Raw genomic sequence first — 24,017 nt, forward strand, 5'->3', positions numbered from 1 at the left:
GCCTAAGAAACACCGAGTGCGAACCTGAGACGAGGACAGACGTGGGCGTCACCAGACGACAGCTGCTGTGGGCCGGAACCGGCATCGGAGTGGCCGGAATTCTCGCCGCCTGCACGGGCGGCAGCGGGGATTCCAAGGGCACCGCGGCCCCTGGTGCGGACGCGGGCAAACCTCGTACCGGTGGCACCCTGCGCGTCGGCGCCCTGGGCCGGGCGAGCGCCACCACCCGCGACCCGCACGGCACCCAGGCCAACGAGAGCGACTACCTCATCCTCGCCCTCGCCTTCGACACCCTGACCGTTCCCGGGGCCAAGACGAACACCGCTCCGCGGCTCGCGGCCTCATGGGAGCCGTCGGCCGACCTGAAGACCTGGAAGTTCAAGATCGCCCAAGGTGCGGCGTTCCACGACGGCACCCCGGTCACCGCCGAGGACGTGGTGTGGTCGCTGAAGCGGCTGCGCAACACCCCCTCCGGCGCGGCCCGTCTGCCCGGCATCCAGGCGGACAACATCAGCGCCGAGGGCACCGACACGGTCGTCGTCGTATCCGACTACGCGAACGCCGAATTCCCCATGCTGACCCGGTTCGCCTCCTTCGTCATGAAGAAGGACACCAAGGACTCCGAACTCGACAAGGCACCCGGCACCGGCCCGTTCAAGCTGGACTGGTTCCGCGGCGGCAACGCCCGCCTGGTGCGCAACGACAAGTGGCACGGCGGCCCGGTGCACCTCGACGCGGTCGAGGTCACCATGTTCGAGACCCCGCAGGCGATGGCCAACGCGCTGCTCGCCGGGCAGATCGACCTCGCCTCCAACGCCGGCGCGGTCGCCGCCCGCACCGCGGAGTCCCGCAAGGACGTCCAGGTGCTGCGACGCCCGAACGACATGGCGATGCCGATCGTCATGCGCACCGCCAAGGGCAGCCCCTTCGAGGACGTCCGCGTCCGCGAGGCGATGCGCCTGGTCGTGGACCGTGACGCGATGGTCAAGCAGGTCCTGTCCGGCTACGGCACCGTCGCCAACGACATCCTGGGCACCGGCGACCCGGCCTTCGCCAAGGACATCCCCCAGCGGGCGCGCGACCTCGCCAAGGCCAAGCAGCTCCTGGCCGACGCGGGCTTCGACCTGTCCAGGACCTACCAGCTGGTCACCACCGAGGACATCGCGGGCCTCGCCGAATCCGCGACGCTGTTCGCCAACCAGGCCCGCGAGGCCGGCATCAAGGTCGAGGTCGTCAAGCAGGAATCCGGGGCCTTCTGGGACAAGACCTGGAAGACCGGCGACTTCTACACGACCTACTGGGGTACCAACGACTCGGTGGTCTTCTTCGCCTCCAAGACGATGGTCGGCGAGGCGGGCCAGAACGAGGCCGGCTGGAACGACCCCGGATTCGACGCCTCGTACCGCAAGGTCATCGCCACCGACGACCCGACCCGGCGCGCCGCCGCACTCAAGGAAGTCCAGCAGATCGAGCACGAACGCTCCGGCTACCTGCTGTGGGGCATGGCCGACGGCATCGACCTGGCCGCGGCGAAGGTGCAGAACCTGCCCAAGCTCGCCGGATACGGGCGCGTCCAACTCGAAGGCGTGTGGCTGAGTTGAGCCGACCGGCCGACACGGGCCCGGTGGCCGCCCCCGCGACGGGGGCGGCCCCCGCCGCACGCCGAGCCGCAGCCATCGGCCTCCGCCTCGCGGCGACGGCCGCCCGGCGGGTCCTCATGCTGCTCATCCTGCTCGCGCTGGTGTTCGCCGCGGTCGAGCTCCTGCCGGGAGACGCCGCGACCGCGTCCGCCGAACGCGGCGAGAGCGCGGCCGACCTCGCCGAACGCCGCCACCTCCTCGGTCTGGACAGGCCGTTGTGGGAGCGGTTCGCCGACTGGATGACCGCGCTGCCCACCGGCGACCTCGGAACCTCCGCCCGCGGCCGGAAGGTCACCGAACTCCTCGCCGACCCCCTGCCCAACACCCTCGTCCTCGCCCTGAGCGCATTCCTGATCACCGTCGTGCTGTCGCTGCTGCTCGGTTGCTGGGCCTCCGCACGCCCCGGCCGTTCGGCCGACCGGCTCATCGGCCACGGCTCGACGGTCGCGTTCGCCGTACCCGAGTTCGTGATCTCGGCCGGGCTGCTGCTCGTACTGTCCCTGTGGACCGGCTGGCTGCCGGCCGTCACGGTGACCGGCGGCGACGGCCGCCCCACCACCTGGACCATGCTGATCATGCCGGTACTCGCGCTGGTCATCCCGCAGACCGGCTGGAACACCCGTGTGGTGCGCGGCGCACTGGCCGACCAGTCCGCGACCCCGCATGTGGAAGCCGCCCACCTGGACGGCCTGCCCCTCGGCCGCATCCTGCTACGTCACCAACTCCCGGGAGCCGTACCGGCCATCGCCACCGGCATGGCCACCTCCACCGGCCTGCTGTTCGGCGGCGCGGTCGTGGTGGAGACCCTGTTCAACTACCCCGGGATCGGGGCCGTCCTGGCCGGAGCCGTTGCCGGACGCGACACCCCGCTGATCGCCGGGGTCGTCGTATGCGCGGGCGCGGTCATCAGCCTCGTCCTCCTGGCCGCCGACCTCATACGCCACGCCACTCTGGGAGCCCGCGCATGACCGCCACCCTCCCCGCGGTCGCCCACCGGCCCGCCCGTCGGGGTAAGGCGGCCGCCGCCCTCGTTGTATTCGCCGTCGTGCCTCTGCTCCTGGCGCTCGCCGGACCCCTGATCGCACCGCACTCCATCGACACCCCCGTCACCGCCCCCTTCGCCACCCCCGGCGACGGCGCCCTCCTGGGTGGGGACCAGCTCGGCCGGGACGTGCTCAGCCGGGTGCTGCACGGCGGGACCCTGCTGATCGCGGGCGCGCTGCTGGTCGCCGTCGCCGTCACCCTCACCGCCACCGTGATCGGCTGTATCGCCGTACTCCGGCCGGCCGTGGGCCGAGTGGTCGAGCGCAGCGCCGACATCGCCATCCTCCTGCCACCCCTGCTCGGCATCATGTTGATCGCGCTCGCCTGGCCGGGCGGAGGTCGCTGGGCCGTGATCGCCGCCGCCACCGCCCTGGGCGTGCCGTACGCCGTCCGCGTCGTCGCCGCGGCCGCGTCCCCCCTCGCCACGGCCGGATACGTCGAAGCGGCCCTGGCCCGCGGCGAGTCCACCCCGTACATCGCCCTGCGAGAGATCCTGCCCAACCTCCGCGCGACGGTCCTGACGCTCTTCGGGCTCCGGTTCGTCGAAGCCGTCTACGTCATCTCCATGGCCGGATTCCTCCAGATCGGGCCCCAGCCACCGGCCTCCGACTGGTCGCTCATGGTCCGCGAGAACGCCTCCGGCATCCTCCTCAACCCCTGGGCCGTCATCGCCCCCAGCCTGGCCATCGCCCTCCTGGCCGTCACCGTCAACCTCGTCACCGTCTCCCTGGCACCCGACACCACGAAGGCGGTGACCCGCTGATGAGCGACCTCGCCCCCGCGCGCACGCTCGCCCCCGCGACCACCGACGCGGCTCCCCTGATCACCGTCACCGGCCTGGAGATACGACTTCCCGACGGCCCCGTACTCCTCCCCGCCACCACCGCGCGGATCCACGCCGGGCAGGTCACCGCCCTCATGGGAACATCGGGCTGCGGCAAGACCACCCTCCTGCGCGCCCTGATCGGACACCTACCCCAAGGGGCGACGGTCACCGCGGGCACGCTCGACGTCCTCGGCCACACCCCGCACCGGCTGCCCCCCGACGCACTGCGCCACCTGCGACGCACATCCGTCGCCTACGTCGGCCAGGACCCCGGATCCGCCCTCAACCCCCGGATGACCGTCCGCCGCCTGATCCCCGAACTCGCGGCCGACCCGAGCGAGGAGAACGTCCGCACGCTGCTGGCCGAGTGCCGGCTGCCCACCGATACGGGGATCGCCGACCGCAGGCCCACCGCCCTGTCCGGCGGACAGCAACGCCGCGTCGCCCTCGCCCGCGCCCTCGCCCGGACCCCCGAGGTCCTCCTCCTGGACGAACCGACCGCCGGACTCGACGCGGCCCTGCGCGACGAGATCGCCCACCTGCTGCGCCACCTCGCCGCCGACCGGAACCTCGCGATCGTCGTCGCCACCCATGACCCCGAACTCGTCGCCGCCTGCGCGGACCACACCATCCGCCTCACCCCGAAGAGCACTCCCACCCCTCGCACGACCCCCGACGTCCCGCCGGGCTCAGGCCCGGGCACCCCGCCGGGGGAAGGCATGACCGCAACGGCGGTCGACGCCTACTTCCGCACCGGCCGGCGGCGGATCCCCGTACTGATCGGGGCCTCGTTCACCGCGGCGCCCGGCACGGCCACCGCCATCGTCGGACCCTCCGGATCAGGGAAGACCACCCTGCTCCGCGTCCTGGCGGGACTCCACCCCACCCACACCGGCCAACTCACCCTCGACGGCCGCCCGCTGCCCGCCGATGTTCGGCGCCGCACCCGCGAACAGCAGCGCCGCATCCAGCTCGTCCCGCAGAACCCGCTCGCCACCCTCAACCCCCGCCACACCATCGGCGAGCAGCTGGCCCGGCCCCTGCGCCTGCACGCCGACCAGCCGAAGAAGCTCCGCGCGGGCCGCGTCGCAGAGCTCCTCGCCCAGGTGGACCTCCCCGCCGACTACGCCGACCGCCGTCCGAGCGAGCTGTCCGGCGGACAACGCCAACGCGCTTCCATCGCCCGCGCACTCGCCACAAGGCCCGACATCCTGCTCTGCGACGAGGTCACCTCCGCACTCGACGCCGACACCGCCACCGGCATCATGGACCTCCTCACCCGCCTGCGCGCCGCACACCACATGGCCCTCGTGCTGGTCTCCCACGAACACCACCTCGTCGCCCGCTACACCGAAGCCACCCACGTCCTCGAAGCCGGCCGCATCACGCGCAGCGGCCCCACCGCGGGCCTCCTCACCGCCCAGACGTAGATGCGGACGGAAGTCCCGTCCTCCCGGGGCGCTCAGCCGCCCACGATGCGGCGTACGTTCTCGATGCTGCCGCAGTCCGAGGCGAGCTGCTTCTTGCGCTCCTGCAGGAAGGCCGCGCCCAGTTCGGCCCGGCGGTCGTCGGGGACGTTCTCCCGCGCGCCGTTGAGGATCGTCCGCTCCTCCTCGTCGAGGTGGTGGGTGACCGCCTTGACCAGTTCCTCGAGTCGCTCGTCCCACTCGTCCGAGCCGACGTCCTCCACCTCGAGCAGCTTGAGCAGGGCCTCGTTGCCGTCGGCGTGCTCCTCGGCCCCGTGATCCACTTCCTTGTTCTCGATGTCGTGGAATCGCTTCAGAGCGCCGTACACCTCGCTCTCCTCGGCCTCTCCATGAGCGATGAGCAGTGTCGAGAACTCCGCCAGTGCCGCGGCGCGGTCGGCTTCCACGCTCCGCATCCGGCGAAACAGCTCCTCCATGGTCCGGTGATCCGCGAGGATCACCGCGACGACGTCCTTGTCCTGGTTCGCGTCCGACATGCGACCGACCTCCTCTGCCCGATTCTGTGATGAGCGCCTGCTCCCTCACGGCCGCTTGAAACATCCGGCCGGGTCCGTTCACCCGCCTGGCGGCCAGGGGCCCGGCTGACCGGAGGCCCGTCCTTCGTCGGCGGCCGTCCGCAGTGCCTCGACGACAGCGGCGGTCGTCGGGTTCGCGTTCCCCGTGTGTCGGGTCGCGGCGAACAGGAGGCGTCGGATCGGGTGGTCCGTGACGGCGGCCGTACGGATTCCGGGTGCGGCCGGGTCGATGGCCGTGCGGGGGACGAGTGCGGTGGCGAGCCCGGCTCGTACGAGCGTGAGCTGGGCGGCGATGTCGGCGGTGAGGTAGCGGGGTACGGGTGTGAAGCCGGCCCGTCGGCAGCCTTGCACGATGGCTTGCCCGCAGTCCGTGGTCGGCGGTGGGACGACGAGATCGTGCGCGGACAGATCCCGCAGGGCGACGGGCCGGTCGTCGTCTCGGTCGGCCGCGGTGACGACGAGCAGCGGATCGTCGAGCAGCGGCGAGACGTCGATGCCCCGGGGCGTCGCGTCCGGCTCGTGGTGATAGCGCTGGCCCAGCACCACATCGACGGTGCCGAGTGCGAGTTCGCGTAGCTGGGCCTGGTCGGTGATGGAGCAGGTCACGGTGAGCTGCGGATGGCACGCGCCGAGTGCGGTGAGGGCGGGGGCCACGATCCTGGTCACGGTGGACGGCAGCGCGGCGAGCGTGGCGGCGGCGCCGACCGTGCCCCTGACGGCCGCGATGGCGCTCTCGGCCTCCTCCACGGCGGAGAGGATCCGGTCGGCGTGTTCGAGGAGGACACGACCGGCTTCCGTCAGGGCGACGGTGCGCCCGTCGGGGCGCAGCAGGTCGACTCCCACCTCGTTCCTCAGGGCGGCCAGCTGCTGGGACACGGCGCCGGCGGTCAGCGCGAGGGAATGGGCGGCCGCGGTGATGGAGCCCCGGGCGGCGACGGTCTTGAGCATGTGCAGGCGTCGGACATCGAGCATGACTCGATAGTTTATCTAAAGGCTTCCATCAGAAAAGACCTTCTTGACCTGACAGATCACGATGGGCGACCGTCGGGCCATGGAAATCTCCCCGTGCATCGCCGCCGTGGCCCGCCCCCTCCACGATTTCGGCGACGAGTTCATGTCCGACGAGGTGACCGCGGAGATCGGTCTGAGCGCCGGGTTCGCCCCCGGCCGCGGCTTCTACTGTCGGGGCCGCTTCGGAGTGCTCGGTGAGGCACCGGTCGCGGTGGTCCAGGCGGTTCAGGGTTTCCTCGGCCCCCGGCTGGTGACGACAGGCTGGCTGGCGGGACAACCCGTGATGCCGGCGGAAGAGGCCGCCGCCTGCTACGGGCAGGCCGTCCGCGCCTGGGGGCGTACGCACATCCGCGCCGACGTCGACGTCGAGTACTTCAACCACCTGGCGCAGCGGCTGATCGATTCCGCCGACGCGGACGCACTGCCCCTGTTCGCCGGCTGGCGCGCGCAACCGTGCCCCGACGACGACCCCGCCGGTGCTGCCATGCAGCGCGTACACGTCCTGCGCGAACACCGTGGCGCCTGCCATCTGGCGGCGGTGCGCCGATGCGGGTTGAGCGCCCGAGCCGCCATGGTCATCAACCTCGGCGTCGAGCAGGCGGCCCACTACGGCTGGCAGGACCCGCAGCCCCTCGACGCGTCGCTGATCCCCCGACGGCAACGCGCCGAACGGATCACCGACGAGATGCAGATGCCGCTCTACGCCCGGCTGACCGACCGGCAGCGCTCCGACTTCGCCCGACTCGTCGAAGCGCTGACCACCCCCTGAGGTGATGGCCGGGGCCTACGGGCAGGTGTAGGTGAAGCTGGTTTCCGCGCGGGCGCGGTTCGGCGACAGCACCTCCAGCACCGCGGTGGCTCGTAGGGAGCCGGGGCCGTGGAAGGTCCAGCGCAGCGTCACCTCGGTCAGCCGGGTTCCCGGGGCGATGCGCTGCCCCACCGGGTCGGAGACGGTGCCGTCACTGCGACGCCAGCGGTAACGCAGCGTGCCACCTTCCCCGTTGCTGCGGATGGTCGCCGCCGCGGTCACCGTGCTGTCGCAACCGGCGGTCGAGGAGCTGGGACGCACGGTGACTCCCGTCACCGACAGCGGATCGCCGGTCTGCTGCCGTACGAGGAGCAGCGCGGCCGCGAGCGCGGTCCCCGCCACGGCGAGCCGGCCCCCGACGGCCCTGCGGCTCCGTCGGGCACCGGCGGCGTACGGTCCGCCCGCGCCCCCCGGAGCGGTGCCGTGCCAGGCCGCCGTGAGCCGTGCGGTGTCGCCGGACCGAGGCACGCCGGACCGAGGCACGCCGGACGGGGGCCCGCCGGACGACATCGCGGGCGCCGGGGAGCGCGGGTCCTCCTCGGACGGCGGCACGCCCCAGACAGCCTGGTCCAGGAGGGTGGCGCTGGTCGCCTCCTCGATCGGCGACGAGAAGGGGAGCGAGAAGGGGAGAGAGACGGTCGCCTCTTCGTCGTACGGTCCGTGTTCCATGCCCGGCTCAGAGGATCGGGTTGCAGTCATCGGCGTGGAGCACCTTGTACGTGCCGCTGCCCGTCGCCGCCGCCGGGCTGCTCGACACCTGGACACCCCAGTAGGGATAGGGGTCGCCGACTCCGAAGCTGTGGGCGTACGTCCGGCTGAACGAGGTCTGCCCGGCGGGGATGGTGATGCGGTCCGTCGCGACGATCGGGCCCGGCCCCTGGGTGTTGCTGTGGAACCAGGTGAGGATCAGCGTTCCGGTGGCGACGCCGTCGGTCTTGACGGAGGCGACGGTCTGGCCGCCGAACTTGCCGTAGCAGCCGTACTGGGAGAGGGACACGGCCAGCACCCGCACGGTGGGGGGTGCGACGGGCGGTGCGACGGAAGGTGTGCCGGGGGCCGCGTTCGTGGTGGAGGGCGTCGGCTGTGCCACCTGTCCCGTGGAGGCCGGCGCCGCACCGGCGGAGGACGACGAACCGTCCGCCGCCGTGGAACCTCCTACGCCACTGCCGGCAGCGGGACCCGTAGCGGTCCCCGACGGCCCGGTCGTGGGGGCGACGGTGGAATTCGGCCCCGCGGTGCGGCTGTCGGCCGCCGAGCCCGGCCGACCGGGCACGCCGGGTGAGTCGGTCGCGACGGCGGCGCCGGGAGCGCCGGGAGCGCCGGGGGAGCGCGGGGCGGAGCCGGTGACCTCGGCCTCCGCATCGTCCTGTTCGGCGATCGCGGACAGGGTGAGGACCCCGCCGAGCAGCAGGGCGGCGGACGCCGCGACGACCGTCACCTTGCCTCGGCCCGCCGCACCGCCCCGGGATCGTGGCCGACCGGATCCCACCGGCGAGCCATGTGTCGTCGACGGTGCGGCAGTTGTCGTGGCGAGGGTGGTGTCCGCGAGGGACGTCGTCGTGGTCAGGGCGTCGTCGGGGGAGCGGACCAGGATCGGCAGCAGGGCGCGGAGCGCGGCCATTCGGCGCCGCCCACGCGCCTCCCAGTCCTCGCCGTACGCGCCGGACGCCAGCGCATCCAGCTCTCGGACGAACGCGGCGGCGCTCGGCGGCCGTTCCACGGCCCGTTTGGCCAGGCCACGGCGGATCAACGGCCGCAACGCCTCAGGAACCCTGTCGTCGGGTATCGGAGCCTCGATGTGTTGTACCGCCAGTTCGACCGCCGTGGTGCCCGGGTACGGCTTGGAGCCGACGAGGCACTCGAAGAAGACGGCCGTCGCGGCATAGACATCGGTGACGGGGGCGACCGGGGATCCGGTCCACTGCTCGGGAGCCATGTAGGGCGGCGTGCCGGCGATGCCGGAGGCGTCCCCCGCGGCCACCGCGATCCCGAAGTCCACCAGCTTGGAGCGGCCGTCCAGGTCCACCAGGACGTTCTCGGGCTTGTAGTCCCGGTGCACCAACCCCGCGTCGTGAGCCGCGGCGAGACCGAGCAACGATCCCTTGAGCACGGTGAGGGCCGCCTCGGGCCCCGTGGGGCCCTCCTGGCGCAGCAGCGCCCTGAGCGAGACGCCGTCCACCAACTCCATGACGATCGCGGCGCCGTCGAGGTGCTCCACGTAGTCGTCGACCCGTACCACGTGCGGCGACCGCAAGGCCATCAACAGCCGGGCCTCGGCGCGGAAGTCGGTGCGCGCGCCGTGGGTCAGGTACTTGATCGCCACCGGGGTACCGGAAGCCTCGTCCAGAGCTTCGACCACCCTGCCGTAGGCACCGGCGCCCAGTTCCCGGCGATGGGTGTAACCGGGAACCTGCCACGGTCGGTGTGCGGTTTCCGTCGTGTCCCCGGTGTTCATCGCTGTCCTCGCATGCCCGTTGTCGCCTGCGCGCCCGGGAACGTGCCCCCGCCGCTTCGGCAGCCGGCCGGCCGGCTGCTGCGGCAAGTGGACCGGTGACCTGTGTCGAGGCGCGTGAGTAAGGGCTACTCACCTCACCGGCGACGTCGGCCGCGTCCCGTACGAGCGGCGGTGCACGCGGGGGTGGACGGAGCGGTAGCCGGTACGGAACGAAGTTGGCGGAGCCCATGCGGCCGTGTTCTCCTGGCTCGCACGTCGGCCCCGTCGAGTTCGGCCGTGCTCGTTCAGTGGGGGCGAAGGAATGCATCGGAACAACCGGAACAGTGTGCTGCGGCGTTGGCCGCTGGTGGGGCGCGAGGCCGAGCTGAGTGGCTTCGACGAGGTCCTGCCCGAAGCCCGCAGCGCCGGGTTCCTGATCTTCGGGCCGGCCGGGGTGGGCAAGTCCCGGCTGGCCGAGGAGTGCCTGGACCGTGCGATCGCGCTCGGGTACCGGGCCGGCCGGGCGGTCGCCACCGCGGCAGCGGCGTCGGTCCCGTTGGGCGCCATCGCTCATCTGCTGCCCGACGGCGCCGATCTGTCCGACCCGGTCTCGGGGTTCGCCGATGTGGCCGCACTGCTGTCGCGGCCCGGCGCGGCGCGGCCCCGCATGGTGATCCTGGTCGACGACATCCACCTCCTCGATGCGACCTCGGCGATGCTGTTGCGGCAGTTGATGGACGCCGGAGTGATCTTCCTGCTGGGAACGGTTCGGTCGGAGGAGGGTCCGGCGCCGGCGGTGTCCGCGCTCGGGCACGGGGACGCTGTCCGCCAGGTGGACCTCGCCGGGTTCGACCGGGACCAGGTCACGACGGCGCTGGAACGGGTCCTGGAGGGGCCCGTCGGGAGGAGCGCGGTCAACCACCTTCTGGCGACCAGTGGGGGCAACCCGCTCTACCTGCGGGAGCTGGTGGTGGGAGCGGTGGACGCCGGAGTGCTGACGTGCGACGGGGAGATCTGGGACATGACCGCGGATCGGCTGCCGGGCACGCGGCGCCTGACCGACCTGATCCGTTCCCGGCTCGCCGTCGCCCCACACGCCGGCCGACAGGTATTGCAGGTGTTGTCGCTGTACGAGCCGCTGTCCTTGGCCCACCTGGAACAGGACGCCGAACCGGAGGTGCTGGACCAGTTGGAGCGGGCGGGGCTGATCGTCGTCGTCCAGGAGGAACGACGAACAGCGGTCCGGCTGGCCCACCCTCTCCACGGCGAGGTACTGCGCGCGGACATGACGGCCCGGTGCCGCAGGGACACCTTGCTGCGGCAGGTCCGTCTGCTGAAGCGGACGGGGGCACGTCGCCGGGAGGACGCGATCCACCTCGCCGCGTTCGAGCTGGCGGCCACGGGCACGGCCGACCCGGGCCTGCTCGTCCGCGCGGCCGTCCTGGCCGCGCACGCCCACGCCTACCCGCGCGCGCTCGATCTCCTGCGGGCGATCCCGCAGGACCATCGGGGTTTCCGGATCGAGCTGCTGTCGGGGAAGACGCTGTACGAGGCCGGTGACTTCCAGCAGGCCGAGGACGTGCTGTCCCGGGCCGACGCCATGGCCGCGACCGAACAGGAGGTCCTGTCCGCGCTGGTGGTCCGGACACAGAACCTCATGTGGGGGCTGGGAACGTCCTACGCGAAGGTTCTCGATGTCATCGAGTCCGCCCGATGCCGGGTCACCGATCCCCTCGGTCGCCGCGTCCTGCTCGTCAACGAAGCCGCCGCCGCCCTCACCGTGGGAGAGGTCAGGCACAGCCTCGCCCTGAGCGCGGACCTCGAACGTGAGGGCACGCACGCACCGGACGCCCAGACATGGTTGTGGGCCGCCATGACCAGGTCCATGGCGCTCGCGGTCACCGGACGGGGGGAGGAGGCCGAGGGCTGGATCCGACGTGCCATCGCTTTCAGCTCGACCGCCGGCGAAACCCGCGCCACGGCCACCCAGGAGGTGGCCCACCAGGCGGTTCTCGCGCTCGCCCTGGCCGAGAGCGGTCGCCTGGCCGAGGCCCGAGAGGTGGGTGAACGGGCCTTCGCGGGCCTCCCGGACGCGACGGCGACCGCGGACCGTCGGATGCTGGCCTTCTACCTGGCGCGTGGCGCATGGGCTGCCGGACACCCGGCCCCAGGCGCGGCGCTGGTTCGCGGAGGTCGCCCGATCGTCCCGCCCGCACACCCCGGTGATGCTGTCGATGGCGTTGGCGGGTCTGGCGGCATCCGCCGCGTTGCAGGGGGACGCCGACGCGGCGGAAGCGGCCCTGGCCGAACGCGGTCGGCTGCCCGCCACGGGATTCTTCCCCGAGGAGAGACTGGGCGAGGCCTGGCTGCATGTCGCCCGAGGTGAGCTCACCCGCGCACGCGCGGTCCTGACCGCGGCCGCGCAGGAAGCGTTCGAGCGCGGCGAGACGGCGTCCGAAGGGATTCTGCTGACCGATCTCGTCCGGCTCGGTGAGGCCGGCGAGGCCGGTGAGGCGGCCGGGCGGCTGGCGGAGATCGCGGCGGAGTGCACCGGGCTCCTCCACCGGTCCCGCGCCGATCTGGCCGCCGCATGGGCCGCACACGACCCGGACGGGCTCCTCGCCGCCGCGGACGCGCTGGAAGCCATGGGAGCGGACCTGCCGGCGGCCGAGGCGGCGAGCACCGCCGCCGCCGTCCTGAGGGGGGCCGGGCAGTCCCGCCGGGCCAATGCGGCTTCCGTGCGCGCCGAGGCTCTCGCGGCCCGCTGCGAGGGTGCCAGAACCCCTGCTCTCATGGCCCGTGAGGCCGCCGTACGGCTCACCGGCAGAGAGCGCGAGATCGCGCTGCTCGCCTCCCGGAGCATGCTCAGCAAGGACATCGCCGCCGCACTGACCATCTCCGTGCGCACCGTCGACAACCACCTGCAACGCATCTACCACAAGCTCGGCATCACCACGCGCAAGGAGTTGACGGAGCGACTGCTCCGCTGAGGGAGCAGGGCCCGTCAGGTGTGCCGAGCGGCACTGAGCATCGCCCGGAACTCCGCCACGAATTCCTCGCCGGCGGGACCGTCGTCGAGAGGGAAGGGGTAGCTCGACGCCTCGGTGGAATCGAGCCACGCCGACCTGACATACGCCTCGTGCTCTCCCTCGCTGTGGGACACCTCGCTCAGCATGGTCTGCTGAAGCCTTCCCACCAGGGCGACCCCGGCGCCTTCGGTGTACATGATCGCGATGATGACCAGCTTCTCGGTGAGTATGCACGCCTCGATCACGGGAACCGGCCCGGCGTATGTGCCACGCCGCAGTGCGCCATTGTCCGCATAGCGCGTTTCGCAGCAGAGCCGTGTCGCGGAGCGGAGTTCTCCCAGCGAGTACTTGTGCACCGTCTCCTCCAGCAAGGGGAGGAAGCGTTGATCGAGATCGGTGAACCGACACAACCTGGTGCGACGCTCCCTCGGCTCCCTGCGGGTGAGCAACCGCGCACCCAGCAGTCCGTGGAGAGGAAGACGAGCGAAGCGCATCATCAGGAACACGGACGACAGTCCGGCGGCGATGAACACCACCCCTATCAGGGTGAAGGTCGTTTCGCCGCGTTCCGTCCCCGAGACCAGGACTCCCGACCCCGCCGCGGCGAAAGAGGCGGGACCCAGCAGGGTGACTCCGCGGAGGGAGAGAATCACCGAGAGAGCCGTGCTCAGCGAGAAGACCAGGAAGATCCATCCGATGGTCCACCCCATGTCGGGGCTGTAGGAGAGGGAGCAGGCTGCGTATGCGGAGCACATTTCTCCCAAGAGGGCTGCCGCTGCCAGAACCGCAACGGGAAACTTTCCTCTTCGCATGACGGAAACGCACTCCTCGCATTTGTCCCGCGATCGTCGGTCGCGGGTCGGGTGATCGAACTGCCTCGTGGCAGGCGCACGGATCGGAGTCTTACGCGTACGAGCCCGGGCGTCGTGAGCAATGCCTACTCAGTGGCCCGGGGAGGTCGGGATCCCGGACGGCGGCGAGCGGACCGGAGTCGGCCGAGGCCATGAGAGGCTCGTCCACCGGAAACTCCATCGGAGCTCCACCGGAACTCAGGAAGGCTGAGCGTGGATCGGACACCGAACCACGACACGAGCGCCGGGCGCGGTCCCGGCCGGAGACGGAGGCACGCGCATGGCAGGAACGCCTGTGATCCCACCGGAGGGGTCGACGGGAACCGAGGACGTTCCCGGCTGGTTCTGGGAGGTCCTGGACACGACCCGGCCCAGCCTGTCCGCCCTGGAGTCATGGCTGGAGGCGCAGCCGAGGGACCGTCTGGAGGCGTACGCGGCGGCCTACCTGGAGGCCGCCGAGTCCTTGATCGACTTCTCGGAGGGGGTGACGGTCGACGGAGCGGTCTGGTCCGAGGACAGCACCGAGGACCTCTGCATGTGGGTGGTCGGGCAGGGGCGCGCGTTCTGGCGTTCGACGATCGAGGGGACCTGGACACCGGCGGACGCCGCACAGGCGTACCTGGGACGCCCTGCACCCCTCGTACGGGACGTGACGCAGTGGGACGGGCGGGTCCGCCGCCCGGAGCACACCGGCTACGCGTCCCCGGGCACCCTGGTCCACGGCGTGTACCGGACGCGCTTCGGGCAGGACCTGTACGAGCGGCTCACGGCCGGATGACGTGGCCCGGCGAGCACCCCCGTCAGCTGCTTCGCCGACCCGCTTCACCGAGTTCGGCGCGGAGGCGACCACGCGTACGCATCAGGATCCGGCCGAGCATGTTCTTGCCGGTCCCCGTCCGGCCGCGCCCCCAGTAGTGGTCGGACGTCGTGTCCTCGACGATCTCTTCGTCTCCCGTGGCCAGCAGGATCGCGCCGATGTCGCTGTGCGTACGGAACTTGGCCGCCACGGCGCGGCGCATCACATCGTCCTTCACCCGCTCCCAGTCACGCCGCAGCGGCTTCGACCGGTCGCGTCCCAGCTCCGCCGCGCGCAGCGGGGTGCCGGCCCGGCGGATCAGTTCGGCGTGACGCGTCCCGGTGAACTTCTGTGCCTGGAAATAGTGTTCCGTGGTCGGCCACCGGTGTCCGTCGAGGTACACGCCGTGCGCGGAGAAGTTGGAGAAGCAGCCGTAGGGAACCTCCTCGGCGCCGTAGAAGTAGATCGTCATGCGAACCTCGTGGCAGGGGCGGGAAACCGCACCGTGTCAGGAGCCGGGCGGCGGTCGCAACCGACTTACCGGGCCGGGTCCTCCATGAGGCCACGCGCGGTTTCCCGCAGTTCGTCGCTGAAGGCGAGGGGCGTCAGCGCTTCCGGATCCACCCGGATCTGCACCCGATGGCCGTGAGCATGAACACGACGGCCCTCCTCGGATCTCACCTGGAACTCGTACACCACGCTGGTCCGGCCGAGCCGTGATATCCGGAACCACACGTCCACGCCCGCCGTGCCCTGAATCGGAGCCTCGTACCGGATGAGGAATTCGCGTACGACGAGATGGGTGTCGCGATAGCGCGAGCGATCGGGGTCCATGCTCCATCCCTCTTCTTGCCAAAAGGCCGTGATGGCTCGTTCGACGAAGAGTGCGTAGCGCGAGTTGTGGACCATTCCCAGTGGATCCAGGTCGTCGAAATGGACCTGGACCGGTCGGGTGCGTCCCACTTTGGCGGGCAGTTCCTGCATGACCTGTTTCCCCCTGCTGCCACGTCTTCCGGGTCCGGGGCGATTCGATGCCCCGCCGCAGGTGACCACGGCTGCCGGGCGGCCCGCATGAGTAGTCGCTACTCCTCTCGGCGACCGTTGAAGTGTCCCGCGAATCGGTTCGATCACCGGCTAATGTGACCGGCATGTATGCGATCGAGTTTCGTGCGGCTCCCCATTTCTTCGGGGGGCAAGGCCGGGGCGACAGGCCCCCTGTTCTGGAATTCCTGGTGGATGGCGTTCCGTTCCTGGAACTCGTCCGCAGGGCGGAGCTTCCCGACGCGCTCGCGGAACAGGAGGAGCGGGTCGCGGAGTTCGCACCCGACCCCGCGCCGCTGCTCGCCGGCGCGTACGCATATCCGGCTCCGCTGTCCGCCCGGCACCTGCTCGGCGGCGAACCCGACCGGGTGCCTCACGGCGCCGATCGGGGAGAAACGTTGCTGTTGTCGTGCACGTGCGGAATCGACGACTGCTGGGCGCTCCTGGCGCACATCACGGTCACCGACACCACCGTGACATGGTCGGACTTCCGCAACAACAGCCGGGACTGGAAACACGACTCGCTCGGCGTCCTCGTCTTCTCCCGCCCTCAGTACGAACAGTCGCTCCGCGCTGCCCTCGACGCCCTGTCGTCACGCCCGTCCTGACGCAGCCCCACGGACACCGTGCGGTGACCTGCTCAGGAGTTTCCGCGCAGGGCGGTCAGTACGCGGTCCGGCGTCAGGGGCAGTTCGCGCAAGCGGTGGCCCGTGGCGTGGGCGACGGCGTTGCCGATGGCGGCGGCCGTGCCGACGATGCCGATCTCCCCGATTCCCTTGCTGCCCATCGGGTTGAGGTGCTTGTCGTGTTCGTCGATCCAGTGGGTCTCGATGTCCGGCACGTCGGCATGCGCGGGAACGTGATACGCCGCCAGGTCGCTCTCGGTGAAATCGCCGAACACCGGGTCCATGGTGCTGTGTTCGGTCAGCGCCATGCCGAGACCCATGACCATGGCGCCCTGGAACTGCGAGCGCGCGGTCCGCGGGTTCAGGATGCGCCCGGCGGCGAAGACGCCGAGCAGGCGTCGCACGCGTACCTCTCCGCTGACCGTGTCGACCGCGACCTCGGCGAAGTGCGCGCCGAACGCGTGCCGGGCGTACGGGGACTTCTGCTTGGCCGACTGCGTGGTGTCCGCCGACGCGGACAGGCCTTCGGCCGGCAGCGGCCCGTGGTGCCTCTCCAGCCGCGCGGTCAGGGCCACGCAGGCGTCGTGGACGGCCCATCCCCAGGACCCCGTGCCGGAGGAACCTCCGGCGAGGGACGCCGCGGGGAGCCCCGTGTGTCCGACGGCGACGGCGACGCGGTCTACGGGGACCCGCAGGGCATCGGCGGCCACTTGGGCCAGGACGGTACGGGCGCCCGTCCCGATGTCGGTGGCGTTGATCTCGACGAGGTAGCCGCCGTCGGGACGGGCGTGCGCGCGAGCGGTGGAAGGCGCGACGAGTACGGGGTAGGTGGCCGAGGCCACCCCGGAGCCGATGAGGTACGGCCCCTCGTGCCGCGCGGTGCGGCGGTTCGCCCAGCCGAACCGTTCGGCGCCCTCGCGCAGGCACTCCACGAGGTGGCGGCTGCTGAAGGGGCGGCCGCTGTCGGGCTCGGACGCGGGTTCGTTGCGTACCCGCAGCTCGATCGGGTCCATGCCGAGGGCGCCGGCCAGTTCGTCCATCGCCGATTCCAGGGCGTACATGCCGGGGGCCTCCCCGGGCGCGCGCATCCACGACGGGGTCGGCACGTCGAGGGCGACGGCGCGGTGCGTGGTACGCACGTCCGGCACGGCGTACATGACGCGTGCGGGCACGGCGGCCTGCTCGACGAACTCGCGGACCCGTGAGGTGTGGGTGGTGACCTCGTGGGTGAGGGCGGTGAGAGTGCCGTCGGTGCGGGCGCCCAGCGAGATCCGGTGCAGGGTGGGTGCGCGGTGGCCGACGGTCGCGGGCAGGTGGCCGCGGGGGAGGGCGAGCTTGACGGGCCGCTCGTAGTGAAGCGCGGCCATCGCGGCCAGGACCACATGGGGGCGCGGGGTGCCCTTGGCGCCGAAACCGCCTCCCACGTGCTCGGAGACGACCGTGATGTCGTCCGGCGGGAGCTCGAACAGGGAGGCCAGAGCGGCGCGGACGGGCCCCGCCCCCTGGCTGGAGTCGTGCACGGTCAGGTGGCGCCGGCCGGCGTCCCAGTCGGCGGTGGCGGCGTGCGGTTCCATGGGGTGGTTGTGCAGGGGCGGCACCGCGTACACGCAGTCGACCCGGACGGGGGCGGCGGACAGGGCCGTGTCGGGGTCACCCTGCTCCCGGTGCCCGGGGTGCCCGCCGTTGGCCTCCTCGGGGGTGTAGGCGTCGGGGTGGTCCACGCGCAGGGTGACGTCGTGCGGTTCGCTCACATAGGCGATCCGCACCGCGGAGGCGGCGGCGCGCGCCCCTTCGAGGGTGTCGGCGACCGCGAGGGCCACGTACCAGCCGCGGTGGGGGACCCGGGGGTCCTGGAGCTGTTGCAGCGTCGGATCGTCACAGGCGCCCAGGCGCGGCGCGTCGAACGGGGTCAGGACGCCGATGACGCCGGGCAGGGCGAGGGCCGCGGTGTCGTCGACGGCGCTGACGCGACCGCCGGCGACGGTCGCGGGCACCGGCCAGGCGTAGGCGCAGCCGGGCGGGTTGTGCTCGGCGGCGTAGCGGGCGACGCCCGTGACCTTCTCGCGCCCCTCCCGCCGGGGCACGGGGCTGCCGAGGGCGTTCGTGGCGGGCATGACGCTCCCTGTCTGGTGGAATCGGCGCGGATCGGCATGGTGCGTGGGTGCGTGGGTGAGGGGGAAGGGGCAGGTCGACGGACGGCGGGATCCGAGGGACGACCTAGGGCAGCCGTGCGGAGGGCTGCCCACCGGCGGCGCGCGCCAGACCCGTGAGCGCGTCACGGGCGAGATTGCGGGCGAGCTCGACCTTGAACGCGTTGCCGCGCAGCGGCCGCGCCTGCGCCAGCTCGGCGTCCACCGCCCGGTCCACGATCTCGTCGGTGAGCGGCGCGCCCGCCAGCAGCTGTTCGGCGACGGTGGCACGCCAGGGCCGGTGGGCGAGTCCGCCGAAGGCGAGGGCGACGTGCCGTACGCGGCCGTCGGCGAGTTCCAGCACGGCGGCGACCGACGCCAGGGCGAAGGCGTACGAGGCCCGGTCTCGGGCCTTGCGGTAGAGCGAGACGGTCCCGGGGGCGGCAGGGGGCAGGACCACGGCGGTGACGATCTCCCCGGGGTGGATGACGGTGTCCTGCTCGGGGTGTGCTCCGGGCAACCGGTGGAACGCGGTCGCCGCGACCTGCCGGGGCCCCTCCTCCGAGCCGTACAGCTCGATCACGGCGTCCAGCGCGGCGAGTGCCACGGCCATGTCGGAGGGGTGCGTGGCGACGCAGTGCTCGGAGTGGCCGAGGACGGCGAGGTCGCGGTGCGTGCTGTCGCGGGCGCCGCAGCCGGTGCCCGGCTCGCGCTTGTTGCAGGGTTTGGACACGTCCTGGAAGTACGGGCACCGGGTGCGCTGGAGCAGGTTCCCGCCGGTGGTGGCCACATTGCGCAGCTGCCCGGACGCACCGGCGAGCAGGGCCTGGGAGAGCGCGGGACAGCGGCTCCGTACGAGGGGATGCGCGGCCAGGTCGGCGTTGGGCACGGTGGCTCCGATACGGAGTCCTCCGTCGGGCAGCTCCTCGACCTGGTCCAGCGGGAGCCCGGAGATGTCGATGAGGGCGGTCGGCGTTTCGACGTCGTGCTTCATGAGGTCGACGAGGTTGGTGCCGCCACCGAGGTAGCGGGAGCCCGGTCGCCGGGCGTGGGCAGCCACGGCTTCCTGGAGGCTGGTGGCCCGGACGTAGGCGAAGGGCTTCACACGATCACATCCGGACGCGGAGAGGCCGCCGGTGGGCAAGCGGCGGAGGCACGGGCGCCGTTCGTCCCGGCGTCCACCTCGGCGACGGCCGCGACGATCCCGTTGTAGGCGCCGCAGCGGCAGAGGTTTCCGCTGAGCCGCTCGCGGATCTCCTCGGCGGTCAGGGTGACGGGACCGGCCGGTGCCGTCGTGTCGGTGACGTGCGAGGGGTGCCCGTCGGCGGCCTCGCCGAGGACACCGACGGCGGAGCAGAGCTGCCCCGGTGTGCAGTAGCCGCACTGGAAGGCGTCGTGCGCGAGGAAGGCCCGCTGGAGCGGGTGCAGCGTTCCGTCCGCGTCGGCGAGACCTTCGACGGTGGTGACCTCGCTCCCGTCCTGGGCCACGGCCAGCAGGAGGCAGCTGTTGGCGCGCCGGCCGTCCACGAGGACGGTGCAGGCGCCGCACTGGCCGTGGTCGCAGCCCTTCTTGGTCCCGGTCAGTTCCAGGGTCTCGCGCAGGGCGTCGAGCAAGGTGACGCGGTGGTCCAGATCGAGGTCACGATGCGTGCCGTTGACCCGGAGCGCGATGCTCGAACGGTGACCGCCGGCCGAGGGAGCCGAGTCGGGCGGCCCGCCGCCGGGTGCGGGTCCGGGTCCGGAACCGCCTTGACGCATGGGTGGTGCTCCGCTCGCAGCCACGGCTGTCCCTCATGTCCGTTACCGATGGATATCCTCTCGACTGTCCAGCCTCGGGCATCGCCCGCGCTCCGGCGCCCTGGGCGCGCCGTCACGGCCGATCCGGCCCCGCTCGGCCCACGAGATCGGGCGCCCGTAGCACCGCGGACGGGATACCCCAGGCGTCGACGAGGTCGACCGCGAGGGGACGTACCTTGCGGCAGAGATCGTTCACCTCGCGGCTGATCGCCTTGGAACGCTGGACGGTCAGCCGCCCGTGCTCCATGAACCACGCCCGGTCCGCCTCGATCGTGGACAGGGCGAACAGGTCGCACAGGAGGGCGAGCGCGGCCTTCTCGCCCCCTTCGGGCAGCGTGCGCACCTTGTCGACGAAAGCCTCCGTCACCAGCCGCTCCACGTGGGCCCGCGCGAGCGCGATGACATGGTCCTGCACCTGCGAGAAGACGGCGCCGGCAGCCTGCTTCCGGTCGATCCCCCGTTTGATCCGCCGGGCCAGGCCGGCCAGCATGTGTTCCTCCCGGAAGCGGACCATGGCGAGCTGGTACTCCGAGTCGAGCAGCCCGGCCTCCCGATCCCACTCGTCGCCGCCGGGCAGCAGGTCGCGTACCCGCTCGAGCAGTTTGTGGGCGGACGTCCGCTCGATGACCGTCTCCACGGCGAGGTTGGTGACGTAGCGGACCATGCCGAGCTGGTCGAGGTCCTCGAACTCGCTCGCGTGGTCGGTGAGCAGTCCCTTGGCCACGAGCTGCAGCAGGACGTGGTTGTCGCCCTCGAAGGTGGTGAAGACGTCGCTGTCGCCCTTGAGGGCGGCGAACCGGTTGACGGCGAGATAGCCGGCGCCGCCGCACGCCTCGCGGCACTCCTGGACGACCCGGGTGGCGTGCCAGGTACCGAGCGCCTTGATGCCCGCGGCCCTCGATTCGAGTCGGCGCCGCGCCCGCGCGTCGTCGTCGGTGCCCGAGAAGACCTCGTGCAACTGCGTGCGTACGACGTCCTGCGCGGTGTGCAAGGCGTAGGTCCGGGCGATGAGCGGCAGCAGGCGGCGCTGATGCAGACCGTAGTCGAGGAGCAGCTGCTCCTCGGCGTCCGGGGCCGCCTCGAACTGGCGCCGCCGTACGGCGTACTTCGTGGCGATGGCCAGGGCGACCTTGGCGACGTTGATCCCGGCGCCCGCGACGCTGACCCGGCCCTGCACCAGGGTGCCGAGCATGGTGAAGAAGCGCCGGTTCGGATCGTCGATGGCGCTCTCGTAGCGGCCCTCGGGGGTGACGTCGGCGAATCTGTTGAGCAGCGCCTCGCGCGGCACCCGTACGCCGTCGAACCGGATGCGGCCGTTGTCCACCCCGTTGAGTCCCATCTTGCGCCCGTCGTCCTCGATCCGGACACCGGGCGCCGGCGTTCCGTCGACCCGGACGGGGACGACGAAGGCGTGCACGCCGTGGGACCGGCCGGCCACCTCCAGCTGGGCGAAGACGACGGCCAGTTCGCCATGGCGGGCCGCGTTGCCGATGTAGTCCTTGCGCGCGCTCTCGTCGGGGGTCGTGATGACGAACTCCCGGCTCGTGGCGTCGTACCGCGCGACGGTACCGAGCGCTTGGACGTTGGAGCCGTGCCCGGTCTCGGTCATCGCGAAGCAGCCCATGAGCTTCCCGGTGATCAGGTCCGGGAGGTACGCCTTGTGGTGGCGCTCGGTGCCCAGGTGAAGGATCGCGCCGCCGAAGAGTCCGAACTGCACGCCGGTCTTCACCAGGACCGACAGGTCGCCGAAGGCCAGGGTCTCGAACGCGGCGATCGAGGCTCCGATGTCACCGCCCCCGCCGTACTCGGGAGGAAAGCCCATACCGGTCTGGCCCGTCGCGGCCATCGCGACGACGACCTCGCGCACCCGTTCACGGAACGCGTCGATGTCGAGCTCGTCGGCCTCCTCCAGGATGGCGGAGTACGTCGCGAGATTGGTGCGGACAAGGTCGCGGATCCCGGCGTACCCGCCGTCGAGCACCTCGGTGAGCGCCGGGACGTCGATGTCGGGCTGTACGTACCCGGTCGCGGGGGCGGAAGCGTTCTCGGTGGCCATGACGCTCCGCTACCCCGCCCGGGGACGATCAACCGGGGACGGACGGGTGGCGGGGTCATGGTCCGGGGCGGATCCCCTCCTGGGCCGGCGGCATCGGCGCCGACTCCGAACCCCGATACCCGGTATTGGTCCAGACCTATTGACGGGCCTGGTCGCCGCTCCTACGATCCGGTCCGGCACAGCCCCACATGTCCCCACCTCACCCGAGCCGAGCGTCGCGCCCCCACGCGCCGGTCACGACCATGACGCTCGGCGGGAAGGGAGCACAGCATGTTCCGTCGGAGATCACGTACTCCACATCCGTCCGGTGACACAGGCCGGGCCCGCCACACCGGACAGGGGGCGCCCCTCCTGATACGTTCCCTCGCCGGGCTGGGCGTCGCCGCCCTCATAGGCGCCGGTATCGCCGTGACCGGCTCCGTCACCGCCGGTGCCGCCACCGCGGAGTCGGTGGCCAACTCCGGATTCGAGAACGGGCTCTCCGACTGGAGCTGCTCCGGCGGATCCGGCACGACCGTCACGAGTCCCGTCCACGCAGGCGCATCAGCGCTCAAGGCCACGCCGACGGGCCTGGACAACGCCCGGTGCGCCCAGACCGTCAGCGTGCGGCCCAACTCCGCCTACACGCTGAGCGCCTACGTCCAGGGCAGCTACGTCTACCTGGGCGCCACCGGCACCGGGCTGACCGGTACTCCCTCCACCTGGACGCCGAACACCCCGTCGTACGGGCGGCTCAGCGTCGACTTCACCACCGGGCCGACCACCACCTCGGTGACCGTCTACCTGCACGGCTGGTACGGGCAGCCCGCGTACCACGCGGACGACGTGTCGCTCGCGGGCCCCGGCGGCACCGACCCCTCACCGACACCCACACCTACACCGACGCCGACCACTCCGACCCCGACCCCGACGCCGACGTCCACACCGACCCCGACCCCGACGACCACACCGCCGCCCGGCGACACCTGCCCCACGAAGCCCAAGCCCCCCGGCAAGGTGTTGCAGGGATACTGGGAGAACTGGGACGGCGCCCTGAACGGGGTCCACCCCGGCATGGGCTGGGTCCCCATCACGGACGGTCGGATCGCGGCGCACGGCTACAACGTCCTGAGCGCCGCCTTCCCCGTGATCCTCTCCGACGGCACCGTCCTGTGGCAGGACGGCATGGACGCCAACGTCAAGGTCGCGACCCCCGCCGAGATGTGCCAGGCCAAGGCGGCCGGGGCGACCGTCCTGATGTCGATCGGCGGCGCGGCCGCGGGGATCGACCTGAGCTCCAGCACGGTCGCCGACCGGTTCGTGGCGACCGTCGTCCCGATCCTCAAGAAGTACAACTTCGACGGAATCGACATCGACATCGAGACCGGCCTCTCCGGAAGCGGCAACATCAATACGCTGTCCGCCTCCCAGGCCAACCTCGTGCGCATCATCGACGGCGTGCTGGCCCAGATGCCCGCCGGCTTCGGCCTGACCATGGCCCCCGAAACCGCGTACGTCACCGGTGGAAGCGTCACGTACGGCTCGATCTGGGGCTCCTACCTGCCGATCATCAAGAAGTACGCCGACAACGGCCGACTGTGGTGGCTGAACATGCAGTACTACAACGGCAGCATGTACGGCTGCTCCGGCGACTCCTACCAGGCCGGTACCGTTCAGGGCTTCACCGCGCAGACCACCTGTCTGAACAACGGTCTGGTCATCCAGGGCACCACCGTCAAGGTGCCCTACGACAAGCAGGTGCCCGGCCTGCCGGCCCAGCCCGGCGCGGGCGGTGGCCACATGGCGCCGAGCCTCGTAAGTCAGTCGTGGAACGCGTTCGGTGGCTCGCTGAAGGGGCTCATGACCTGGTCGGTCAACTGGGACGGTTCGAAGGGCTGGACCTTCGGCGACAACGTCAAGTCCCTCCAAGGTCGTTGACGCTCACCCG

21 protein-coding genes are annotated in these 24,017 nt (G+C 71.5%); 10 read left to right on the forward strand and 11 right to left on the reverse strand.

Annotated features, from left to right (window positions below):
* The first annotated feature begins 41 nt into the window (after positions 1–41).
* The 4 genes from BCL76_RS33075 to BCL76_RS33090 are packed head-to-tail and all read left to right on the forward strand — an operon-like array spanning position 42 to position 4,940.
* Positions 42–1,601 carry an ABC transporter substrate-binding protein gene (locus BCL76_RS33075; RefSeq protein ID WP_109783043.1) on the forward strand — a complete coding sequence of 520 codons (1,560 nt, stop codon included), beginning with the start codon at positions 42–44 and terminating at the stop codon, positions 1,599–1,601.
* A complete protein-coding gene (locus BCL76_RS33080) occupies positions 1,598–2,608 on the forward strand; it encodes an ABC transporter permease (protein WP_375137992.1) in 1,011 nt (336 codons plus the stop codon). The genes BCL76_RS33075 and BCL76_RS33080 overlap by 4 nt, the downstream gene beginning before the upstream one ends.
* Positions 2,605–3,447 (forward strand): ABC transporter permease, encoded by an 843-nt coding sequence (locus tag BCL76_RS33085; RefSeq protein ID WP_109783044.1) that lies wholly within the window; start codon positions 2,605–2,607, stop codon positions 3,445–3,447. The genes BCL76_RS33080 and BCL76_RS33085 overlap by 4 nt, the downstream gene beginning before the upstream one ends.
* Positions 3,447–4,940, forward strand: a complete 1,494-nt coding sequence (locus tag BCL76_RS33090) for an ABC transporter ATP-binding protein (protein WP_109783045.1) — start codon at positions 3,447–3,449, stop codon at positions 4,938–4,940. The genes BCL76_RS33085 and BCL76_RS33090 overlap by 1 nt, the downstream gene beginning before the upstream one ends.
* Before the next feature lie 32 nt (positions 4,941–4,972).
* Here the strand turns inward: BCL76_RS33090 and BCL76_RS33095 are convergent, their stop codons facing one another.
* Positions 4,973–5,473 carry a hemerythrin domain-containing protein gene (locus BCL76_RS33095; RefSeq protein ID WP_109783046.1) on the reverse strand — a complete coding sequence of 167 codons (501 nt, stop codon included), beginning with the start codon at positions 5,471–5,473 and terminating at the stop codon, positions 4,973–4,975.
* A 78-nt stretch (positions 5,474–5,551) separates the two neighbouring features.
* The gene (locus tag BCL76_RS33100; RefSeq protein WP_109783047.1) at positions 5,552–6,484 is read right to left on the reverse strand and encodes a LysR family transcriptional regulator; all 933 of its coding nucleotides are present in this window, start codon (positions 6,482–6,484) and stop codon (positions 5,552–5,554) included.
* A gap of 79 nt (positions 6,485–6,563) precedes the next feature.
* Here BCL76_RS33100 and BCL76_RS33105 point away from each other — a divergent pair, with 79 nt between their 5' ends.
* Positions 6,564–7,292 carry an SCO6745 family protein gene (locus BCL76_RS33105; protein WP_109783048.1) on the forward strand — a complete coding sequence of 243 codons (729 nt, stop codon included), beginning with the start codon at positions 6,564–6,566 and terminating at the stop codon, positions 7,290–7,292.
* 15 nt (positions 7,293–7,307) lie between these two features.
* On the opposite strand, the gene BCL76_RS33110 is transcribed toward BCL76_RS33105, so the two are convergent.
* Complete coding sequence (locus BCL76_RS33110) at positions 7,308–8,030, reverse strand: hypothetical protein (protein WP_146228476.1); 723 nt, start codon at positions 8,028–8,030, stop codon at positions 7,308–7,310.
* Positions 8,008–9,786, reverse strand: coding sequence for a serine/threonine-protein kinase (locus BCL76_RS33115; RefSeq protein WP_109783050.1), 1,779 nt, complete (start codon positions 9,784–9,786; stop codon positions 8,008–8,010). The genes BCL76_RS33110 and BCL76_RS33115 overlap by 23 nt, the downstream gene beginning before the upstream one ends.
* A gap of 301 nt (positions 9,787–10,087) precedes the next feature.
* Here BCL76_RS33115 and BCL76_RS33120 point away from each other — a divergent pair, with 301 nt between their 5' ends.
* Together BCL76_RS33120 and BCL76_RS40140 are read left to right on the forward strand one after the other, a co-directional pair.
* Positions 10,088–12,151 carry an AAA family ATPase gene (locus tag BCL76_RS33120; RefSeq protein ID WP_258310047.1) on the forward strand — a complete coding sequence of 688 codons (2,064 nt, stop codon included), beginning with the start codon at positions 10,088–10,090 and terminating at the stop codon, positions 12,149–12,151.
* Entirely contained in the window at positions 12,033–12,755 is a 723-nt protein-coding gene (locus tag BCL76_RS40140) for a helix-turn-helix transcriptional regulator (RefSeq protein ID WP_258310048.1), read from the forward strand. Before BCL76_RS33120 ends, BCL76_RS40140 begins: the two co-directional genes overlap by 119 nt.
* A 14-nt stretch (positions 12,756–12,769) precedes the next feature.
* On the opposite strand, the gene BCL76_RS33125 is transcribed toward BCL76_RS40140, so the two are convergent.
* A complete protein-coding gene (locus BCL76_RS33125; protein ID WP_146228477.1) occupies positions 12,770–13,504 on the reverse strand; it encodes a hypothetical protein in 735 nt (244 codons plus the stop codon).
* Between the two features lie 421 nt (positions 13,505–13,925).
* On the opposite strand from BCL76_RS33125, the gene BCL76_RS33130 reads away from it, so the two are divergent.
* Entirely contained in the window at positions 13,926–14,423 is a 498-nt protein-coding gene (locus tag BCL76_RS33130; RefSeq protein WP_109783052.1) for a hypothetical protein, read from the forward strand.
* Positions 14,424–14,445: 22 nt separating this feature from the next.
* Here BCL76_RS33130 and BCL76_RS33135 read toward each other — a convergent pair whose 3' ends face one another.
* Both BCL76_RS33135 and BCL76_RS33140 read right to left on the reverse strand, forming a co-directional pair.
* Positions 14,446–14,913, reverse strand: a complete 468-nt coding sequence (locus BCL76_RS33135; RefSeq protein ID WP_109783053.1) for an NADAR family protein — start codon at positions 14,911–14,913, stop codon at positions 14,446–14,448.
* A 65-nt stretch (positions 14,914–14,978) separates the two neighbouring features.
* On the reverse strand, positions 14,979–15,425 hold the full coding sequence (locus tag BCL76_RS33140; protein ID WP_109783054.1) for an acyl-CoA thioesterase: 447 nt from the start codon (positions 15,423–15,425) through the stop codon (positions 14,979–14,981).
* 248 nt (positions 15,426–15,673) lie between these two features.
* Between BCL76_RS33140 and BCL76_RS33145 the strand changes: the two genes are divergently transcribed.
* A complete protein-coding gene (locus BCL76_RS33145; protein ID WP_109783055.1) occupies positions 15,674–16,090 on the forward strand; it encodes a hypothetical protein in 417 nt (138 codons plus the stop codon).
* 32 nt (positions 16,091–16,122) lie between these two features.
* On the opposite strand, the gene BCL76_RS33150 is transcribed toward BCL76_RS33145, so the two are convergent.
* The 4 genes from BCL76_RS33150 to BCL76_RS33165 all read right to left on the reverse strand — a co-directional run bounded on the left by BCL76_RS33150 (position 16,123) and on the right by BCL76_RS33165 (position 22,090).
* Positions 16,123–18,222 (reverse strand): xanthine dehydrogenase family protein molybdopterin-binding subunit, encoded by a 2,100-nt coding sequence (locus BCL76_RS33150; RefSeq protein ID WP_109783056.1) that lies wholly within the window; start codon positions 18,220–18,222, stop codon positions 16,123–16,125.
* 103 nt (positions 18,223–18,325) lie between these two features.
* Positions 18,326–19,342: an FAD binding domain-containing protein gene (locus BCL76_RS33155; RefSeq protein ID WP_109783057.1), complete on the reverse strand. Its 1,017-nt coding sequence runs from the start codon at positions 19,340–19,342 to the stop codon at positions 18,326–18,328.
* Positions 19,339–19,995, reverse strand: a complete 657-nt coding sequence (locus tag BCL76_RS33160; protein ID WP_109783058.1) for a 2Fe-2S iron-sulfur cluster-binding protein — start codon at positions 19,993–19,995, stop codon at positions 19,339–19,341. Before BCL76_RS33160 ends, BCL76_RS33155 begins: the two co-directional genes overlap by 4 nt.
* A 112-nt stretch (positions 19,996–20,107) precedes the next feature.
* Positions 20,108–22,090, reverse strand: coding sequence for an acyl-CoA dehydrogenase family protein (locus BCL76_RS33165; RefSeq protein WP_109783059.1), 1,983 nt, complete (start codon positions 22,088–22,090; stop codon positions 20,108–20,110).
* 270 nt (positions 22,091–22,360) lie between these two features.
* Between BCL76_RS33165 and BCL76_RS40650 the strand changes: the two genes are divergently transcribed.
* Positions 22,361–24,007 carry a carbohydrate binding domain-containing protein gene (locus BCL76_RS40650; RefSeq protein ID WP_109783060.1) on the forward strand — a complete coding sequence of 549 codons (1,647 nt, stop codon included), beginning with the start codon at positions 22,361–22,363 and terminating at the stop codon, positions 24,005–24,007.
* Positions 24,008–24,017 lie beyond the last annotated feature (10 nt).

The sequence above is a fragment of the Streptomyces sp. CG 926 genome (genome assembly GCF_003148825.1).
Taxonomy (GTDB): domain Bacteria; phylum Actinomycetota; class Actinomycetes; order Streptomycetales; family Streptomycetaceae; genus Streptomyces.